The sequence below is a fragment of the Candidatus Soleaferrea massiliensis AP7 genome, from assembly GCF_000820765.1.
GTDB lineage: Bacteria > Bacillota > Clostridia > Oscillospirales > Ruminococcaceae > Soleaferrea > Soleaferrea massiliensis.
Genome location: NZ_CCYH01000003.1, coordinates 1 through 19,227, shown reverse-complemented (window position 1 = coordinate 19,227; position 19,227 = coordinate 1). Strand labels below are relative to the sequence as shown.

16 protein-coding genes and 6 tRNA genes are annotated in these 19,227 nt (G+C 51.2%); 3 read left to right on the top strand and 19 right to left on the bottom strand.

All coding sequences use genetic code 11. The annotated features are described in order from the left end of the window. Nucleotides 1-743: 743 nt before the first annotated feature. The 3 genes from BN348_RS00275 to BN348_RS14000 form a co-directional block, all read right to left on the bottom strand. On the bottom strand, nt 744-2,084 hold the full coding sequence (locus BN348_RS00275) for an esterase/lipase family protein (RefSeq protein WP_040195479.1): 1,341 nt from the start codon (nt 2,082-2,084) through the stop codon (nt 744-746). A gap of 247 nt (nt 2,085-2,331) precedes the next feature. After that, nucleotides 2,332-2,877, bottom strand: a complete 546-nt coding sequence (locus BN348_RS00270) for an HD domain-containing protein (protein WP_040195478.1) — start codon at nt 2,875-2,877, stop codon at nt 2,332-2,334. 139 nt (nt 2,878-3,016) lie between these two features. After that, nucleotides 3,017-3,259 (bottom strand): hypothetical protein, encoded by a 243-nt coding sequence (locus BN348_RS14000; protein ID WP_040195476.1) that lies wholly within the window; start codon nt 3,257-3,259, stop codon nt 3,017-3,019. A gap of 207 nt (nt 3,260-3,466) precedes the next feature. On the opposite strand from BN348_RS14000, the gene BN348_RS00260 reads away from it, so the two are divergent. From BN348_RS00260 to BN348_RS13705, 3 genes are all read left to right on the top strand, one after another. Next, nucleotides 3,467-4,135, top strand: a complete 669-nt coding sequence (locus BN348_RS00260) for a methylated-DNA--[protein]-cysteine S-methyltransferase (protein WP_338140318.1) — start codon at nt 3,467-3,469, stop codon at nt 4,133-4,135. A gap of 518 nt (nt 4,136-4,653) precedes the next feature. After that, nucleotides 4,654-4,839, top strand: coding sequence for a helix-turn-helix domain-containing protein (locus tag BN348_RS14385; RefSeq protein WP_082020697.1), 186 nt, complete (start codon nt 4,654-4,656; stop codon nt 4,837-4,839). Between the two features lie 192 nt (nt 4,840-5,031). After that, on the top strand, nt 5,032-5,208 hold the full coding sequence (locus tag BN348_RS13705) for a hypothetical protein (RefSeq protein ID WP_156136348.1): 177 nt from the start codon (nt 5,032-5,034) through the stop codon (nt 5,206-5,208). Here BN348_RS13705 and BN348_RS00255 read toward each other — a convergent pair whose 3' ends face one another. The 16 genes from BN348_RS00255 to mreB form a co-directional block, all read right to left on the bottom strand. Beyond that, a complete protein-coding gene (locus BN348_RS00255) occupies nt 5,209-5,520 on the bottom strand; it encodes a hypothetical protein (protein ID WP_040195474.1) in 312 nt (103 codons plus the stop codon). Between the two features lie 37 nt (nt 5,521-5,557). Further along, nucleotides 5,558-6,178, bottom strand: a complete 621-nt coding sequence (locus tag BN348_RS13700) for a hypothetical protein (protein ID WP_156136347.1) — start codon at nt 6,176-6,178, stop codon at nt 5,558-5,560. A 181-nt stretch (nt 6,179-6,359) separates the two neighbouring features. Then, nucleotides 6,360-6,674 (bottom strand): immunity 53 family protein, encoded by a 315-nt coding sequence (locus BN348_RS00240; protein WP_040195471.1) that lies wholly within the window; start codon nt 6,672-6,674, stop codon nt 6,360-6,362. A gap of 319 nt (nt 6,675-6,993) precedes the next feature. Continuing rightward, nucleotides 6,994-8,379 (bottom strand): DUF4417 domain-containing protein, encoded by a 1,386-nt coding sequence (locus BN348_RS12745; RefSeq protein WP_052446572.1) that lies wholly within the window; start codon nt 8,377-8,379, stop codon nt 6,994-6,996. Nucleotides 8,380-8,603: 224 nt separating this feature from the next. Continuing rightward, nucleotides 8,604-8,680 (bottom strand) — tRNA-Arg (locus BN348_RS00230). Nucleotides 8,681-8,780: 100 nt separating this feature from the next. Then, nucleotides 8,781-8,855: transfer RNA gene (locus BN348_RS00225), tRNA-Gln, on the bottom strand. 117 nt (nt 8,856-8,972) lie between these two features. Further along, nucleotides 8,973-9,048, bottom strand: a tRNA-Gln gene (locus tag BN348_RS00220). A gap of 33 nt (nt 9,049-9,081) precedes the next feature. After that, nucleotides 9,082-9,158: transfer RNA gene (locus BN348_RS00215), tRNA-His, on the bottom strand. 7 nt (nt 9,159-9,165) lie between these two features. Beyond that, a tRNA-Arg gene (locus BN348_RS00210) sits at nt 9,166-9,242 on the bottom strand. Between the two features lie 44 nt (nt 9,243-9,286). Next, a tRNA-Gly gene (locus BN348_RS00205) sits at nt 9,287-9,360 on the bottom strand. Nucleotides 9,361-9,511: 151 nt separating this feature from the next. After that, entirely contained in the window at nt 9,512-10,753 is a 1,242-nt protein-coding gene (hflX, locus tag BN348_RS00200; protein ID WP_040195470.1) for a GTPase HflX, read from the bottom strand. A 394-nt stretch (nt 10,754-11,147) separates the two neighbouring features. Further along, the gene (locus BN348_RS00195) at nt 11,148-13,175 is read right to left on the bottom strand and encodes a penicillin-binding transpeptidase domain-containing protein (RefSeq protein ID WP_052446571.1); all 2,028 of its coding nucleotides are present in this window, start codon (nt 13,173-13,175) and stop codon (nt 11,148-11,150) included. Nucleotides 13,176-13,234: 59 nt separating this feature from the next. Further along, on the bottom strand, nt 13,235-15,265 hold the full coding sequence (locus tag BN348_RS00190; protein WP_197068240.1) for a penicillin-binding transpeptidase domain-containing protein: 2,031 nt from the start codon (nt 15,263-15,265) through the stop codon (nt 13,235-13,237). 168 nt (nt 15,266-15,433) lie between these two features. Next, nucleotides 15,434-15,958, bottom strand: coding sequence for a rod shape-determining protein MreD (gene mreD, locus BN348_RS00185; RefSeq protein WP_040195469.1), 525 nt, complete (start codon nt 15,956-15,958; stop codon nt 15,434-15,436). 6 nt (nt 15,959-15,964) lie between these two features. Beyond that, nucleotides 15,965-16,882 (bottom strand): rod shape-determining protein MreC, encoded by a 918-nt coding sequence (gene mreC / locus BN348_RS00180; RefSeq protein ID WP_052446569.1) that lies wholly within the window; start codon nt 16,880-16,882, stop codon nt 15,965-15,967. A 435-nt stretch (nt 16,883-17,317) separates the two neighbouring features. Continuing rightward, on the bottom strand, nt 17,318-18,331 hold the full coding sequence (gene mreB, locus BN348_RS00170) for a rod shape-determining protein (protein WP_040195467.1): 1,014 nt from the start codon (nt 18,329-18,331) through the stop codon (nt 17,318-17,320). Between the last annotated feature and the right edge of the window lie 896 nt (nt 18,332-19,227).

Below are 19,227 nucleotides of genomic sequence, written 5' to 3'. Positions count from 1 at the left end.
AGGTCCCTGCGGACCCGGTTCTCCCTGTATGCCCTGCGGGCCCTGCATGCCGGGTTCTCCTCCGGGACCTTGCTGACCTTGCGGGCCCTGCGGACCGGTCGGCCCTTGATTCCCCCGCGCTCCTTGGGAACCCATGTCTCCGCGATCGCCTTTTGGCCCCATATCCCCCTGGGGACCTGTTGGCCCTGTTCTGCCCTGGGGACCAACAGGTCCCTGCGGACCCGGTTCTCCCTGTATGCCCTGCGGGCCCTGCATGCCGGGTTCTCCCCTGGGGCCTTGTGGACCCTGCGGGCCGGTTGGACCTACAAGGACAGTACCCTCCTCATGGGGACAACAGGGACAACCTTTGTCTGTGCAATTGTATTCAAAGCAATTCATTTCGTATGCTCTCCTTTATCCATTCGGCTATCTATATCCTATATGTTAAAATATGCGTCCTTTCCCTGATTTGTTATTATAATGAGACCCATTTTTTATGGAATAGAAAAAGAAGCCGTTCCCACTGTGAATCGGCTTCTTTAGTTTCTGATATATCCCATCAAGAAAACAACACGCATAGATAAATATAATCCACCCTTTGCGTCATGTGGTGAAACATTGCACGCCTGGTCCAATGGCAGCCGCAAAGCAACCTGATTTCTTTTCTGCTGTGCTGCGATCAAAGTTCCAAAGCTTTGGGAGGGTGGAAATTTGAGGGCATACCGGACCAGAGGGGACGTGATGCGTCTCCCATTCGATTCCGTTTAATAGCCCTGTTTTTTCAAATCCCGGACCAGCCATACGTAGAATTCCCGGACATCGAACCCGCGGATGTTCTGGCGGTTCAGGTCAATCATGTCTCCGTGCGAAATTCCCCGGCGGCCTGACGCTGTCAGCACATGAAAATTTTCTCCCCATTTCATGGCAGGCGGACCCACCAGCCCGTCATTTTCCCGGTGGAAATGCCGCACCAGCAGATACGAAACATTCTGCGGGAACGGCGCGCTGGTCCATCCCTTCATCTTAGAACCCACGCTCTGATAATAAACCTCCGGCGCATCCTCCGTTTCCCGGTTAAACGCTTCGCAGCGCCGGGACGTCAAATCACTGACCGCCGCATAAAAGTCCGGCTGGTCGTCTCCCAGCCTTCGCAGCGCCGCGTTGTACCGGTTTGCTATCCAGTCGCAAATGCATTTCGGCATCTTTTCCAGGAGCCAATCCACATACGCGCAGCCCCGATGCGGCGTATTGATGGTGGTCAGCGACGCGACATAGGGCGCCAAACCCAGCCTGCTGATCGCACAGCGCGCTTCCAGCCCGCCTTTGGAATGTGCAATGATGTTCACCTTCCCGCAGCCCGATTCCTGTACAATGCTCAGAATCCGTTCCTTCAGCTCCGCGGCGGCGGATTCGGTGCTCGCGGCAGACTGCTGCTCTCCATAATACACAACCGCGCCGTTTCGCAGCAGCTCTCCGGGAATGCGTCCCCAATAGTTGAAAAATTTCTGGTCACGAAAAAATACGCCGTGAACCAGCACCAACGGGTACCTGGTTTTGCAGGATTCATTCTGCTTGCGGATTTCATTGAGCGCCCGCTTTTCCATTTCGAACGCATACTCTTCCCGTACAATCCTGCAGACCTTCCACAGCAGGATCAGGTTGATGGCTGGAACCCACCAGAGCAGAAAAAACAAGACCCGCCACTTGATGCCCAGCTGCACGGATGTAAAAAACATCCTCACGCAGCCATTGATGATCAGCACCCCGCTGAACAGCAGCATCAGCACAATCTGCAGAATATAGGTCCCCACCTGCAGCCTGTCGGGAAGCAGCAGGAAACCATAGCATATTGTCAAAGCGATATTCACGGTAAACGTGATGACGCAGATTTCCACCAGCGTCTCTCCGCCGAGAAGAACTCCCAGACGGCTGAAATTCCCTTTCTTCCAGAGCGGCACAACATTCAAAACGATGAAGAACAACAGCAGTACAAGGAAGAGGGCTGTACTTCCCAGCCAGCCCATCTGCAGATAAGTACATATTACCCAAAAGTTGGTCAACATCATGACCAATATAAAGCCAATCAGCTTTCCCAATCGTATCATTCATCCAACTCCCTCTTTATCTTTCCAGCACAGAGCCGCTCCTGCAACGGTCTGATACGATGCTGGCAGACGATGAAATTCTCCGCATAGCCTGTACAGAATCGTGACAGAATGGGCCCCGCACACCTCCTATGGGATAGAAAAAAGACATCCTGTTTCCTTAAAGAGATAACCTCCTTTCAGGATTTCAGGCGCAAACCCGGCGGTACGGCCGATCTATGCCGCAGCGAGCTGCTTTGCCGGGGTATTATGGTGTCTTCATCGCTTCGAGCGTTTTTGCGGCAAGATCCGCTACGCTCATACCCAGCATCTGAGCGCCCTTGGTGATCACTTCGCGCGAGCAGCCCGCCGCAAATTTTTTGTCCTTGAATTTCTTCATCACCGACTTGACCTCCATGCCTTCAAAGCCGGTGGGCCGCATGAGCGCCGCCGCACCGATCAGGCCGGTCAGCTCGTCCACCGCAAAGAGATACTTTTCCATTGGGCGGGTCGGCTCCACATCAGAGCACTGGCCATAGCCATGGCTGACCACGGCATGGATGACGCTCTCCTCTATTTCCAGCTCTCGGAGAAGCGCATCCGCTTTGATACAATGCTGTTCCGGCCATTTTTCAAAATCGATGTCATGCAGAATGCCGACGGCGGTCCAATAGTCCTCGTTTCCCGGATCGATCTCCCTGGCCAGATAACCGAGGACCTTGCCCACCGTACACGCATGCCGGATATGGAATTCCTCTTTGTTATATTGTTTCGTGAGTTCCAGAGCCTGCTGGGGCGTGGGAACGTAACGCATTTGATTTCCTCCCATCATGATTTTCATTCGAAGGCAGGGCTGCGCGCATCCTGCCTGGTAATTTTATCATAATACAGATTACGAAAAAATGCAACTGTCTGTCCTATTTTCCAACCAGACATCCGGTGGGTGCAGCGGCTCATATGGCCGCTTTCTGTTTATAAGAAATCATACGCTTCAAAAGCATTGCGCCATGCTGAAAGGCCGCTGCTCCAAAAGGACAGAATAGACACAGGCTGCCGCTTTCCGACAATCCCATCAGCGAAACATTCCATTGGGCTTCCAGCATCACATGCAGCGGCCAAGCTGATATCATCGGAGAAAAGACAAGATGACTGGCCAGGCGCACAAAGCCTTTCCTGATCAGAAATTCCTTGCCCATGGTTCAGCTCCATGGTGTCCCTGCCGAATTACAACGGCAGACGGCATCCGGGATCGGACGTGGAAGGCTGGCTGCCGCATTGAAACGGGTCACGTCGATGAAACCTGCTCTGCGGATCGGCACCGCCGCCCATCTTCTTCCAATCGAATAGATATCAAACATATCGGCGGATATTCTTCTGGTAATTGGTATGGATTCTATGGTATCATGATGATAGCTCAGAATAAGCCGGTCAAGACAGAAGGCGATCGGCCCGTGTATGTTCACAGCTATTATATAGAAACGGAATGTACGGGAAGAGGTTCCCGTACATTCAAAAAATTTTTAAGGAGGGTACGAGCGATGCAGTATACCAATCGATACCATTCACCCATTGGAAGCATGACCATGGCAAGTGATGGAAAAGCCCTGACGGGCTTGTGGTTTGACGGACAGAAGTATTTTGCTGACAGCCTGCCGGCCGAGCATGAGGAAAAAGACCTGCCGATATTCGATCAGACGAAAAGTTGGCTTGACATCTATTTTCAAGGCGGGATTCCGGACTTCATGCCTGCCATACATCTCAGCGGCTCATCGTTCCGCCTTGCCGTATGGGAAATCCTCATGCGGATTCCATATGGCAAGACCATGACATATGGGGAAATCGCGGGCATCATTGCCGAAAAACAGAGCCTTGAAACGATGTCCTCACAGGCTGTCGGCGGGGCTGTGGGCCACAATCCAATTTCGATCATCGTGCCATGCCACAGAGTCGTCGGAAGCGGCGGCAGTCTGACGGGGTACGCGGGCGGGATTGATAAAAAAACAGCGCTGCTTACATTGGAGAAGACAGATATGAAACATCTGTTTATTCCAAGGAAAGGAACCGCTTTATAAAGCCATCAGCCCAAAGACAATCTATCGTACGTTGCATATGCGGGAACGGCGTTTTCAAAATTGTTCTACGCAGATTTTAATTCCAAGCACTTGATGAGCCAATATCTTTCATGATACCCGCTGTGTAAACCCGCTTTAAACGCCACAGTGGAAACCTGTCTTTGCAGCTGGTGATCGTTGGCGTAATATCTGCCCGTGAAAGATACCTGAAAACACATCGTTCGGATACAACTCACAAACCCTCACATTTAAGAAATAACCGAATATGAGGGTCATCGCAAGATAAATGCATCTTTTTATACAGCAAACGGGGCCGGTCTGACTTATGCCAGGCCGGCCCCGTTTGTATCCTATATTGGCTGGCAAAACCAGATCAGACTCTCTATTTTTCCCCCTCGTTTTGTAAATTGACAGGATCAGCCCGTTAGGATACATGTAGGGCATTCTCAAAATTTTCAAAAAGTATTGACGTCCGACATACGACAATATATAATTAGAAGAAAGCTGGTTTAAGTCTTATGTCGGACGTGCGAACCGTTTACACGACTTCAGAAGTTGCAGAAATCCTCCATATTACGCCAAGTTATCTTTTAAGGCTGGCGCAGACGATGCATTTTTCACCGGCAGAATTCCGAAGCGCCGGAAAACGCAATTATCTGTTCAGCCATGAAGCAGTACAAAAAATGAAAAATCGGAATCGATAAATAAAGGGGAAACGAATGGAACATTTATTGTCGAAGCTATTGTAAGATAAATACAAAAGGCAAAAACTTTATAAGGAAGAAGATCGGATTCAATGTCACGCAGAGATGTTAAGAAAAACCTAGACCCTTATCAGCGAAAGCTGTTGCTTCGCATCATAGACGATAAAGATCTCATTATAGAAAAAACTACCCATGAAAGTATTTACCGTGGTTTTCGCGCTGCTGCCAAAATCATGGCCGAAAGTCTATATCTTCCCGATTATGAGTAACCATTCGGCAGTTCATCCTTTTACCCTGTATAAAAATAAGGGCTTGGGAAAAAGAAGAAATAAGACAGGCCGTTTAGTATCCGGCAGCAATTTATCATGATCAGATTGTGCGATCTAGAACATGAACCTTTGTGATGATATCCCGCAGCCTGTCTCCATCTATTGTATATTCCAGCAGTTCGTCAGCGGTGTCGCACCATTTTTCGGTCTGCTCCATATTTTCAACCTCTATCTGTGAGATCAACATCTGTGCGGGGGAATAAGGTGACTTTTTTAACTTGGGAGTAATTCCATAGGTCTTATCCTTCCAGATAAATACGACTTCTCCGCCGCAATCGATACACCATTTAAAATCACTGATAGATGTAAAATTCAAGCTGCCGTCATCTTTTGTGTAGATAACCTTGCACATATTCCAAACCTTCCTTGTTCTTATTGAAATCAATAAGTCAAATTGTGCGGTCTACCACTGTGACTTTTGTGATGATTTCTCTAAGGTGTATTCCATCAATCAAATATTCCAGCACCTCATCCGCATCTTTGCAGATTTTTTCTGTTTCCTGTTTGAAAGACTCTGAGATGCCAATCTTGAGGTCAGCGGTGTGGGTAATACTGAAGCTCCGGTTGTTATACTCAAAAAGAACCTCACCGCCCGCGCACATACACCATTTGAAATCATTTATCGTTTCAAAATTTAAATTCTCCTGCCCATATGCAGTCGTTTCTTTTTTCACCCTCATTGCCTCCTTACACCATTTAAATTTAGGAACTCCTTCAGAATAATTGATCGGCGATCCAAAATTCGGATATCCATGATCCCAATCAATGTCATGATCATGTGGATTCGTGTGTGCCCAAGGCCCATTGTGGTCTGTGTGATGCCGCTCACGTGTTGCCTTTCCATCATCACCAATTTTCGTATCAATTCTGTTGCCTTTTTTATCGCAGGTCGTTTTTATCTCTCCTGGCGTACCAATCAACCGTCTGTCATTCGGTCTACTGGGATTTGGTCTCCATCCGCCGCCGAATGCACTTCCTGTGCCTTTGAAAGAATCCTTATCCGGTACCACATAACCGCTTTTTATCAGAAGTCTGCTGTCCTCCGGCAGCGGCTTCTCTCCACATAAATAGGGATAAAATTTTGACTGCTGATCATCATGATTCTGATATTTCCAGGAAGACAGTTCATATGCCTATCGATGTTCCACATACATGGTTGCACATTGACAGGCAAAACCGAATCAAGACTTACTATATTGTCTCCTCATTGATCGAGTTGATCGGATCAGCCCAATTCATGAAAGTTTGTATGATATCATCCAGCTTTGTACAATCTCCATAACCTTGAAATATTCCATTCTCAACGGAGCATCTCATCCAGTCATTTTCTCCTCTGTCTATATTAATTTCATTCATTTGCAAATCGCCATGCTTCGTCTCCGCTAAATCGATTTTCACATACCATCCCGGGTTATCCAAAGTCCCAATTTCAATTCCATAGAAATGTTCCCATTCGCCATTACAATTGCGCTGATACCATTTTTCCAGCCACTTGATACGATTCATTTTTTCCCCTCCTGATTAGATATTGGTTATCTCGCTTCGCCATCGACTGATTCTTTTCACGATAAAATCGGTACTTATAATGCCACAAAAGAAAGGGGATCAACAGATGCCACAGAGTTTTACAAATGGCCGATCAAGGCCACTGTATATACCTCTTCCCTGCCGAATATGGTAAACACCTATCTAAATCCTGCCTTCATGTTTTTATTACCGGTAAATATCGATGATTCTATGGCACCTTTGAAAAGAGGTAAATGGAGGAGTCCTGGGCAGTGCACAAAATCAGCTTGCTGTTACAATGGCATTGCATGCAGGACAATTAAATTGTGCGATCCAAAACATGAACCTTTGTGATGATATCCCGCAGCCTGTCTCCATCTACTGTATACTCCAGCAGCTCGTCAGCGGTGTCGCACCACTTTTCGGTCTGCTCCATATTTTCAACCTCTATCTGTGAGATCAACATCTGTGTGGGGGAATCAGGTGACTTTTTTAACTTGGGAGTAATTCCATAGGTCTTATCCTTCCAAATAAATACGACTTCTCCGCCGCAATCGACACACCATTTAAAATCACCGATCGACTGAAATCGGTTATCTTCCATGCTATTTCTTTCAAACAATGTACCCATTTTTTGTATACCTCCATATGCTTTAAATTCGGGCGCTCCATCAGGATAATTGATCTGGTGACTAAACTTTGGAAACCCATCTGTCCAATCTATTGTATGATCATGAGGATTTGTATGATATTTAGGGTTAGGTTTATCCGTATGGTGACGTTCTTTCGTTGCTCTTCCATCATCTCCAATTTTTGTTTCGATTTTTGTTCCATCCTTTTTATAGGAAACAATGATTTCTCCTGGTTGCCCTAAAAGGCGTTCATCATCAGGCTTGGAGGGTCTCCATCTGCCGCCGAATGCACTTCCTGTGCCTTTGAAAGAATCCTTATCCTGTATCACATAACCGCTTTTTATCAGAAGTCTGCTGTCCTTCGGCAGTGGCTTCTCTCCACATAAATAGGGATAAAATTTTGACTGCTGATCATCATGATTCTGATATTTCCAGGAAGACAGTTCATAATTCACATAGATGAGGTTGCCTTCCATTTCGGGAAACGGCTCGTTGTAACAGATGATTCGTTCCGGTTCAATTCTTCGAAGCAATTCGCTATACCCTTTGAGAAAAAACTCCTTTTGGTCCCCGTGGTTGCCGTGGGCACTCACCATATAGGTGGATACCGCCACCGTGCTGCCCTTTGGAATCCCCTCAAAGCAGAATGCAAAGGTGTTTTCCGCGCCCCAATTGACAGTCGGAATTACCTGCATGCCCTTGCTCGCCCAATACGCACCGCACCATCGGTTGCGGAAGGTGTTGTAAAGCTGTATCACCTGGGCCATCTCCAGATACATGCTGAAATCCGGCGTCAGAACTGCCCGGTAACGCTTTAACCGCTCTAAATCCGTATCTGGATTCTTCCATACCCGCTCAAACTTATAATCGTAAAGGAAGAAATGAACCATGCGATCCAGATGGCTGTTGTTTTCCAGATTCGTGCGGTCAAAGCCGATCAGACGCAGGTCAATGAACGCATCGTCGGATAATTCCGCCTTGGGGACGAGAGGAATCCCCCATTTCCCTGTGCCGTTAAATTGATTCCTCAGCAGAAAGGGGCTGGTACGGTAAATAAAATTCTCTTCCGTCATGGCTGACACTCCCAAAATCAGATAAGGACAACGTCCTTTCATCTATTGGGCGGTATCGAATGAAAGTTGCATAAAAACATGCAACTTCATTTGAAAATTCACTAATTTAAATGAAAGATCATATACTCGGGCCAACTCCCTGTTTGAGGATAACGGGAAAATTTCCGGCGCCTATATTGATATTGACAAAAAAGCACCCTACTTGCGTAAGGTGCTTTCTGTTTTGGTACGCCCGACTGGATTCGAACCAGCGGCACATGGCGTCGGAGGCCATTGCTCTATCCAGCTGAGCTACGGGCGCATATCGGTCATGATCAGCTTCTGATCGTAAAGCGGGGTTTCCCAAAAACTTTGGGATGAAAAAAGGACAAAAAGCGATCTGCTCATTGTCCTTTTTATATTGGCTGGGATGGAAGGATTTGAACCCTCGAATGGTGGAGTCAGAGTCCACTGCCTTACCGCTTGGCGACATCCCATTATAAAAATTCCAACTGGGACAGGGTTTCCATTCAATTGTCTTCATTGGAACGATCAGGCTCATAAAAAGGCAGGACACCCGCATCGATCATCCAGCGCATCATGCCTTTTTTGATTGGCTGGACTGGTTGGATTCGAACCAACGAGATGCCAGAGTCAAAGTCTGGTGCCTTACCGCTTGGCGACAGCCCAATATCTACCACGCAAAACACCGAAGGAAAATAGTGGGGTGGATAATGAGATTCGAACTCACGGCCTCCAGAGCCACAATCTGGCGCTCTAACCAACTGAGCTATATCCACCATAATCTGGCGCGCCAGAAGAGACTCGAACTCCTGACCTACTGCTTAGAAGGCAGTTGCTCTATCCAGCTGAGCTACTGGCGCAGGTAAAACCGCCGTAATCTCCACAAGCTTGTCCGCTTTTAAAATGGAGCGGGTGATGGGAATCGAACCCACGCGACCAGCTTGGAAGGCTGGAATTCTACCATTGAACTACACCCGCACTCTTAACGACGGATTATATTTTACCATGTATCATGCCGGTTGTCAATACCTCTTACAAAACTTTTCATCAAAATCTGCAGAGTTTTTACAGCCGTCTGCCAAAGACGGCTGTAAACATAAACAACTGACAATCTCAAAGACACCCGCACTCACGAAACGATAAAAGGGGAGACCTTCGGCAGAATCTTTTTATCCACCAGCGCATCGGTTTCAATGCCGTCCGGCGTATACGCTTCCTTCATCACCTTGCCCTGTACGCGGATCTGCGAGAGCAGGGACGCATGATCATACGGAATCAGCAGCCGCAGCCTGCGCTGGCTGACCGAAAGCTCTCTGGCAACCGTTTCAAGCAGCGCGTCGAGCCCATATCCGTCCTTTGCCGAAATGTATACGGCGTGGGCCTCCTGATTCTGGGGGAGGCCTGTCACCAGGTCGCATTTGTTGAAGACTGTGACAACCGGCGTTTCCTGTACCTTGAGCTCGGCAAGCAAACCGCGGGTCGTTTCAAGCTGCGCGTCCACATCCTCCGCCGTGATGTCGCAGACATTCAGGATCACGTCGGCATAAAGCGCCTCCTCCAGGGTGGATTTGAACGCCTCTACGAGATGATGCGGCAGGCGGCGCACCAGCCCGACCGTATCGATCAGCAGGATCTGCCGGCCGTCCGGCAGCGTCAGCCGCCGGGCTGTCGGGTCAAGGGTTGCAAACAGCTTATCCTCCGCGAGCACGCCCGCGTCGGTCAGCGTGTTGAGCAGCGTGGATTTGCCGACATTGGTGTAGCCGACAATCGCGGCCGCCATGACGTCATCCTTCTGACGCCGCGCGCGCAGGTGGCTGCGCCGCCGCTCCAGCTGCTCCAGCTCATCCTGCAGGTGGTCGATTCTGCGCCGGATATGCCTGCGGTCGCTTTCCAGCTTGGTTTCGCCGGGGCCGCGTGTGCCAATGCCTCCGCCAAGCCTGGAAAGCGCGGTTCCAAGCCCCGAAAGGCGCGGCAGCCGGTACTTGAGCTGGGCCAATTCCACCTGGAGCCGCCCCTCTCTGGTGCGGGCCCGCTGCGCAAAGATGTCTAAAATCAGCATGGTCCGGTCGACGACATCGCAGTCAACCGCCTTTTCAATATTCCTCAGCTGCGTGGCACTGAGCTCATGATCAAAGATCAGGATGTCCGCATTGTTGTCACGGCAGAAATCCGCGATTTCCCGCAGCTTGCCGCCGCCGACCACCGTCGCCGCATCGACAGACGGACGCTTCTGTGATACCTTTGCGACCACTTCGGCGCCCGCTGTGCGCGCAAGCTCCTCCAGCTCGTCCAGGGAGGCTTCCACATCGTATTCACCCAGATCCACAGCCGCCAGCACCGCGCGCTGCAGGTTTTCTTCCATTTCATACATGAATGTTCATCCTCTGTCTTTCCCGTTTTTTCCGCGCCGGCTTTCCTCCCGCTGCGCGGTTTTGCATTTGTCATTCGTTATATTTCCCAGCCCCAGGCGGTTCTATCCCAACCAAAACCGCCATTCCATCTGATGACCGCGCAGACCTTAAAAGGATGTTAATCCCCGTAGATTGGACTGCACAAACCGGCAGACAACGGAAAATCTGTCCGCTGTATGATCGTATGCATCAGCAACCATCTTTCGGCCACCTTCCTTCCCACGCAATGACAGAGCTGTCCGCCGCATGACTTTCGTCCCGGAAAGCAATGATTCGGTTAAACCGATCAGGCCGATGACCTCATAAGAAAAGCGGACTGTCCGCGCCAGGCGGGCAATCCGCAGAACGGCTGGTTTACTGCGCTTCAGAATCCGCAGGTTCCTTCGTAAAACCAAAATAGTAATCGTAGATGTCCTTGGCGACCGGCGCGCCGGTATAGCCGTGCCATCCCTTTTCGATGACGACCGCAACCGCGATTTCCGGCTTGTCGGCCGGCGCAAACGTGATATAGGTGGAGTTCTGGTAGGCTTCGGAATTGGTCTCCGGCGTACCGGTCTTGGATGCGATCTTGATGCCATGCTCGGCATAGTAGCTGCCAAAGGTCGCACCGGAGGTTCCGGAATAGGAGGAAGCTTCGATCATACCCTCGGTGATGGCGTCATACGCGCCGACGGTATCCTTGAACTCGTGGGCGACAACCGGCTCGGTCTTCTTGACCGTCTCATCCTCCTCGTAATTGGTGATCTGCTTGACGATATGGGACTCCATGCGCTTGCCGCGGTTCGCGATGGTCGCGACATAGTTGGCGAGCTGCAGCGGCGAGATCATCGTGTAGGACTGTCCGATCGACGCCTGCAGGATGTCGCCCTCTTCCCATTTCTGCCCGAGCATCTCCGCCGTTTCGGGGCTTGCCATGTATCCGGTGCTTTCCGGCAGCTCAATGCCGGTCGGCAGGCCCACGCCATAACCGGCGGCATACTGATTGACCTTGTCGATGCCCAGATTGTAGCCGGTATCATAGAAGAAAATGTTGCAGGACACCCGCAGTGCGTTGATGACGTTGATATAACCGTGCGTATGCATACAATGCGGCTGATACGCGTCAAACACACGGTATGTACCGCCGCAGAAAACCTGATGGGACGGGGTGATCTTTCCTTCCATAAGCCCCGCTGTCGCCACAATCGGCTTGAAGCAGGAGCCCGGCGCATACAGGCCCTGGACGGCCCTGTTGAGCAGCGGCGAGCGCTTGTCGGTCCGCAGCTTCTCATAGTCGTTTTTATAGGTCTCAAGATCATAGGAGGGGTAGGTGGCCAGCGCCAGAATCTCGCCGGTCTTCACATCGATTGCCACGGCAGCGCCGCTGTCCGCGTCGCCGCCCTCGCCCGACGGTTCGTTTTCACGCAGGTATTTGATCTGCTTCTCGAGCGAATCCTGCGCCACCTTCTGCAGGTCGCTGTCGATGGTCAGCTGCACCGTGTTGCCGGGTACAGGAGCCACCGTCTCTTCGACATCGATCACCTCGCCGCTGGAGTTCAGCGTGATCTCCTTTTCGCCGTCCTTGCCGCGCAGGTATTCTTCAAACGCCTGCTCGATACCCGACTTGCCGACCGAGTCGTTCATCTGGTAGCCCTTCTCCTTGAGCTCGTCGTATTCCTCCTTGTAGATCGGGCCGATCTGGCCGATCACATGCGGTGCGAGGTTCCAGTTTACATATTCGCGGATCGGGTTCTCGCTGATATCCACGCCCGGCAGGCTCACGTTGTTCTCCTTGATTCTGGCGACCGTATCGGTCGATATGTTGCTTGCGAAGGTATACGGATTCGGGATGGAGTAGTCCTTCTGGGCCATCTCATACCGCACGCCCGCGATGATGCGGATCTCTTGAGGCGTCAGCCCTTCGGTGTCGATCTCATAGATGCTGACCATCGCGTCGATCACGTTCTGCACCGTCGCATAGACATTCAGCCTGAGATCCTCCTTCAGGTGTTTGATTCTGGACTCATTCTCTTCGCCGGACAAAAATTCGAACGGCTCGGTTTTCGAGATCGGCAGGTTGTCGATCCATTCCTCGCCGGTACCATTCAGCACCTTCACCAGGCTCAGGATGACTTCATTCTCCTTTTCGCTGGGCATGTACTCCTTATAAAAAACGATGTCGAATCCGATCTTGTTGACCGCCAGCGGTTTTCCGTTCCGGTCAACGATCTCGCCGCGCGCTGCCTTGACCGTCTGCTTTGTGACCGAACCGGCCATGGCTTCACTGGCATACTCGGCTCCATGCACGATCTGCATCTGCATCAGACGGAAGATAAAAAATCCAAAGATCAGCGCGACAACGCCGGTCAGGATGCCAATTCTAACTTTTAAATTATAACGCATCTGTTTCACCAGCCTTTTCTATTCATGCCCGGAAACAAGCGTCTTCGGGTATATGGTTCCTATTGGGAATCCTCTGGGGATTCTCCCTTTGTAAATCCAAAGTAGTAATCGTAGATGTCCTTGGCGACCGGCGCGCCGGTATAACCGTGCCATCCCTTTTCGATGACGACCGCAATCGCAATTTCCGGCTTGTCGGCCGGCGCATAGGTGATGTAGGTGGAGTTCTGGTAGGCTTCGGAGTTGGTCTCCGGCGTACCGGTCTTCGAGGCGATCTGGATGCCATGATTGGCATAATAGCTGCCAAAGGTCGCCCCTGAGGTTCCTATAGAGGAGGAAGCGAGAATCATACCCTCATTGATCGCATTATACGCGCCGACGGTATCCTTGAACTCGTGGGCGACAACCGGCTCGGTCTTCTTGATGGTCTGATTCTGTTCATAGTTGGTGATCTGCTTGACGATATGGGATTCCATGCGCTTGCCGCGGTTCGCGATGGTCGCGACATAATTCGTGAGCTGCAGCGGCGAGATCATCGTGTAGGACTGTCCGATGGATGCCTGCAGGATGTCGCCGCCCTCCCAGTTCTGTCCAAGCATTTCCGCCGTCTCGGGGCTTGCCATGTATCCGGTCTGCTCCGGCAGCTCGATGCCGGTGGACTGTCCGATTCCATATCCGTCCGCATACTTGTTGAGGGTGTCAATGCCCAGATGAAAACCGGTATCGTAAAAGTAGATGTTGCAGGACACCCGCAGCGCGTTGATGACGTTGATGTTGGCGTGGTAGCCCAGGCAGCGCGGCTGGTATTCCTCAAACGCCGCACGGTAAATCATCCCGCAGAAGACCGTGTGGGAGGCCGTCACCTGCTGTTCCATCATGCCCGCCGTCGCCACAACCGGCTTGAAGCAGGAGCCCGGCGCGTACAGGCCCTGGATGGCCCTGTTGAGCAGCGGCGAGCGCTTATCGGTCCGCAGCTTCTCATAGTCGTTTTTATAGGTCTCAAGATCATACGAAGGGTAGGTGGCCATCGCCAGAATCTCGCCGGTCTTCACATCGACCGCCACAGCGGCGCCGCTGTCCGCTTCGCCGCCCTGTCCCAGAGGCTCGTTGTTGCGCAGGTAGTTGATCTGCTTCTCAAGCGCCTCCTGCGCCACCTTCTGCAGGTCGCTGTCGATGGTCAGCTGCACCGTGTTGCCCGGCACCGGCGCCACCGTCTCTTTGACTTCAATCAGCTCACCATTTGAATTCAGTGTGATTTCCTTTTCGCCGTCCTTGCCGCGCAGGTATTCTTCAAACGCCTGCTCGATGCCCGACTTGCCGACCGAATCGTTCATCTGGTAACCCTTCTCCTTGAGTTCCTCATACTCCTCCTTGTAGATCGGGCCGATCTGGCCGATCACATGCGGCGCGAGGTTCCAGTTTACATACTCGCGGATCGGGTTCTCGCTGATATCCACGCCCGGCAGGCTCACGTTGTTCTCCTTAATCCTGGCGACCGTATCGGTCGATATGTTGCTCGCGAAGGTGTAAGGGTTCGGAATCGAGTAGTCCATCTGGGCCATCTCATACCGCACGCCCGCGATGATGCGGATCTCTTGGGGCGTTAGGCCTTCGGTGTCGATCTCATAGATCCCGACCATCGCGTCGATGACGTTCTGCACCGTCGCATAAACGTTCAGCCTGAGGTCCTTCTTCAGACGTGTTATTTTCGATTCATTCTCCTCGCCGGACAGAAATTCGAACGGCTCGGTCTTCGAGATCGGCAGGTTGTCGATCCACTCCTCGCCGGTCCCGTTCAGCACCTTCACCAGGCTCAGGATGACCTCGTTCTCCTTCTCGCTGGGCATGTACTCCTTATAAAAAACGATGTCGAATCCGATCTTGTTGACCGCCAGCGGTTTTCCGTTCCGGTCAACGATCTCGCCGCGCGCTGCCTTGACCGTCTGCTTGCTGACCGAGCCGGCCATGGCCTGCTCCAGATAATCTTTGCCCTGCACGATCTGCATCTGCATCAGCTTGAAGATGAAGAAACCAAAGATCAAACCGACAAGGCCGGTCAGGATGCCAATTCTAACTTTTAAATTATAACGCATGTTTACGCTCGCTTTCATCATCATTTGGAAGCGGGTGTTCCAATCATTCTAAAATGGGCGGGGTTCTTCCCCCGCCCGTACTTTTCTGTACAAGGCAGAGTAAAACCCCGCCCGGTTCCTTCTGTCAACGGTTCTACAACTGTATATTCGTATATAATTTTAAGCCGCTTACTCTTCCAGCGCCCCGTCAAAGCTCCTCTTCAGCTTTTTAAACAGCAGATAGAACAGCGGCAGGACGATCAGCGAATAGAGGATGGTCGGCAGGATATACCGCACCAGGATATGCGCGGAGCCTTCGTAATTCCACATGACATAGAAGAACAGATAATCCAGCATACCGCGGATCAGCAGTGTTCCCGCGCCCAAAACAAGCGCGGTGAACAGGTTCGGCTTCATCAGGTATTGGACCACCATCGAGCTCGCGACACAGCAGACCAGCAGGATGAGTGCGTTGAACCCGAAGAGCTCGCCGCCCCCGAGATCACACAGCAACCCGGCAAAGACGCCCATGATGCCGCCGGCGAATTCATTTTCATGGATGGCCAGACAGACCGCCGCCGGAACCAGCAGCATCGGCTTGATCGAAAAGACTTCAATCAGCGGCACCGATGTCTGAAATACATAGATCAGCAGGAACAGCACCACATAGACGGTCCATTTGAAGACCAGTCTCAGTTTTGTCTGAAAGGTCAATGCGCATCACCTGCTTTCACTCGATGAACCGGAGTCCTCTTTTCCCTCGCTGCCCGCACTGGTTGAGGGGTCGGAGCCCTGTCCCTCAAAGGAGGTGATGACAAAGACGTCCTTGATGTTGGCAATGTCCGCCGCCGGCTCGATGATGGCGTTTAAAGAGGTGCCGTGCGCATCCGGCTTGACCTCTCTGATAGCGCCGACAAGCAGATCCTTCGGGAAAACGCCGCCGACGCCGGTCGTCACAACCAAATCGCCCTTCTGCGCAAGGCTCTCACGGCTCAGATACATCATTTGGCAGAGACTTTGAGAACTCAGGTCTATTGTACCGGTCACGATGCCCGTGTCCCGTGTCTTTTTATCCGAATAGCCAATCACGCTGCTGACATTGACCGATGGATTCAAAATGGTGACCACCTTCGCGGTCGTCTGCCCCACCTCGGCAATCCTGCCCACCACACCATCCGGTGTGATGACCGGATCGTTCGGCTGAATATCGTCGAGCAGCCCTTTATCGATGGTGAAGGAACCGAACCGGTCGTTCGGGTCCCTGCCGATCACCGACGCCTGCTCAAACTGGAAGTCATTGTTCTTTTCCTTCAAATCCAGATACTCTTTGTACTGTTCGATCTCCCGTGAGAGCCTGTCATAGTCCACCAGTTTTTTATTCAGCTCGCGGATTTCTTCTTTGAGCTTCTCATTCTCTTCGGTGAGCTGATCCGCTTTTGCAAACTTTCCAAAAAAGTCGCTGGCCGCATTCGAGATGTTTGTGGAGAGCTTCTGCAGCGGCTGGGTAATCACACCAAGCGCCTGGGAAGTCCATGTCGCAAATCCGGGTTCCGATGCTGCGCGCAGCATAAAGGCGAACAGCAGCACCACCACGGCGACGAGGATCTTAAAGCGTGTACTTCGAAAGAAATCTTTCATATTAGATACCCCGATATGTTTTTATATGGATGAAAAAGGCGGCCCATTGTCCGCCTTTTATGTTCAGCGCCGATCACATTCAACTTTTCAACATCACAAATGTTGAAAAGAAGATTAAAATTCTCCAATATACGGCTCGTTTGCCGGAAGGGGTCGCCCCCTTCATCTGTCTTCGGATGTCAAAACGGCCGTCAAACAGCAATGGAGTGTGCCCGAACAAGCCGTCTCCCTGGCGCGTCAACCGTTTCAGGCAACGCACGCAAAGTACGGCTGGTCAAAAATCCGTCGATGTTCAGAAGCACGGTATGTCTTCTCCAAAAGCCGGTTATGTCTGAGGCACAACCGGTCCATTATCCGGCCAGGCTGTACAGCCGGTCTTATCAATCAACTCGCATCAGCAATCTAAGCCGCGCGGAATCCGCACGGCTTTTTTGATCAATATTTCGTATCGTCGTAGGACAGGACCTCTCTGAGCCGGTCGATATCCTCAAGCACCATGCCCGACCCCTCCGCAACGCAGTCCAGCGGATTCTCCGCTACATGGACCGGCATGCCGGTCTCCTCCGCAATCAGACGGTCAAGGCCTCTGAGCAGTGCGCCGCCGCCGGTCAGTGTGATGCCGTGGTCGATGATATCCGCGCTCAGTTCCGGCGGTGTGCGCTCCAGCGTGGTCCGGATGGCTTCCAGGACATTCGCGAGCGGATCCGCAAGCGCTTCGCGGATTTCAGACGGGGTGATCGTGATGTTCTTCGGCAGGCCGTCAATCAGGTTGCGGCCCTTGATCTCCATGTCCTGCTCATCCTCATACGGATAAGCGGAGCCAATGCGTATTTTGATTTCCTCCGCGGTTCTCTCACCGATCAGCAGGTTGTATTTCTTTTTGACATACGAAATGATCGAGGTATCGAACTCGTCGCCGCCGACACGCACCGAACGGGATGCGACGATGCCGCCGAGCGAGATGACCGCGACTTCACTGGTTCCGCCGCCGATATCGACGACCATGCTGCCGGTGGCCTCCGCGACCGGAAGGCCCGCGCCGATTGCCGCCGCCATCGGTTCCTCGATGATCGCGACACTCTTCGCGCCGGCTTTCAGGGAAGCCTCCTTGACTGCGCGCTTCTCAACCTCGGTGACGCCGGACGGGATGCAGATGACAACCCGCGGGCGGGAGAGCATGCCGCCGCTGCAAACCTTTTTGATAAAAATCTGCAGCATGCTTGCCGTGATGTCAAAGTCCGCGATAACGCCGTCCTTCAGCGGACGAACCGCCACGATGGAACCCGGTGTACGGCCGATGACCTCTTTTGCTTCCTGACCGACATATTTTACGGTATCGTTCCTGGTATCAACCGCCACAACCGACGGTTCACGCATGATGATACCCTTACCCTTCATGAAAATGAGTGTGTTCGCTGTGCCCAGATCAACCCCGATATCTTTCGCCATGTTTGTTTCCCCTTTCGTTTTTGCATTTACTGAAACTGAATCCCCCGATTTACGGTTCTCGATATGCTTCCATTTATAACCATCAAGAAATTGTCCATTTCAAGTTGTTTTTCATCTGATTAAACAGGAAAAGCAGACATGGCAAAAAGAACCACGTCGCTTCCATATGTTTATTATTATAACCCCTGACAAAATACTTCTCAATAAAAAACTTTGAACAATTCATATATATATAAGAAATATTTTATAGTGAAAGCAATAACAAAACTTAAAAAACATATGGACACAAAGCCCGCTTCAAATATAGAAAAACGGCTTGCCGCGCGGGATCGTCGCATCTTACAAAATTTATGGTTATTAGTATTTTTCCCCATATATCAGTTTCCATGCACATTGCAGAAAACTGTGAAGCATCTTTTTTGACAGCCGATAAAGATCATTATATTTATGCATATATAATGCATATTATATCATTGCAAGCGGTTGTGCCATTTTTGCTTGGACCGTATGCAAAACATGGATGAGGTCTGACAAACCTTCTTTCATCTGTCGGACCTGCCATAGAGACCGGGGCCTCTTTTTGAGGATGCACAAAAGCCCGGTACTGCGGCGCGAACATTTTCTTTTTTTGCTGCACTTGACAGCGCAGATGTTGTTCCTGCGGTGCAGCCCCGCTGTAAACACCAAGCTGCGCTTAGCCGTGCGGTGGCAGCTTTCTGTTTAATGTGGTCAGCCAAGTGGGATTTCACGTTGTGGTCGTTGTACCGCTGTAGCACAGCGGCTTCACGCTGTTTACCAAGTGTCACTTGGCAACGTGGTCGTTACTTCTTTGCCGGCCAAAGAAGTAACCAAGAAAGGCCGTTCAAGGGGGACCATGCACAGTGCCGCTTATGGCC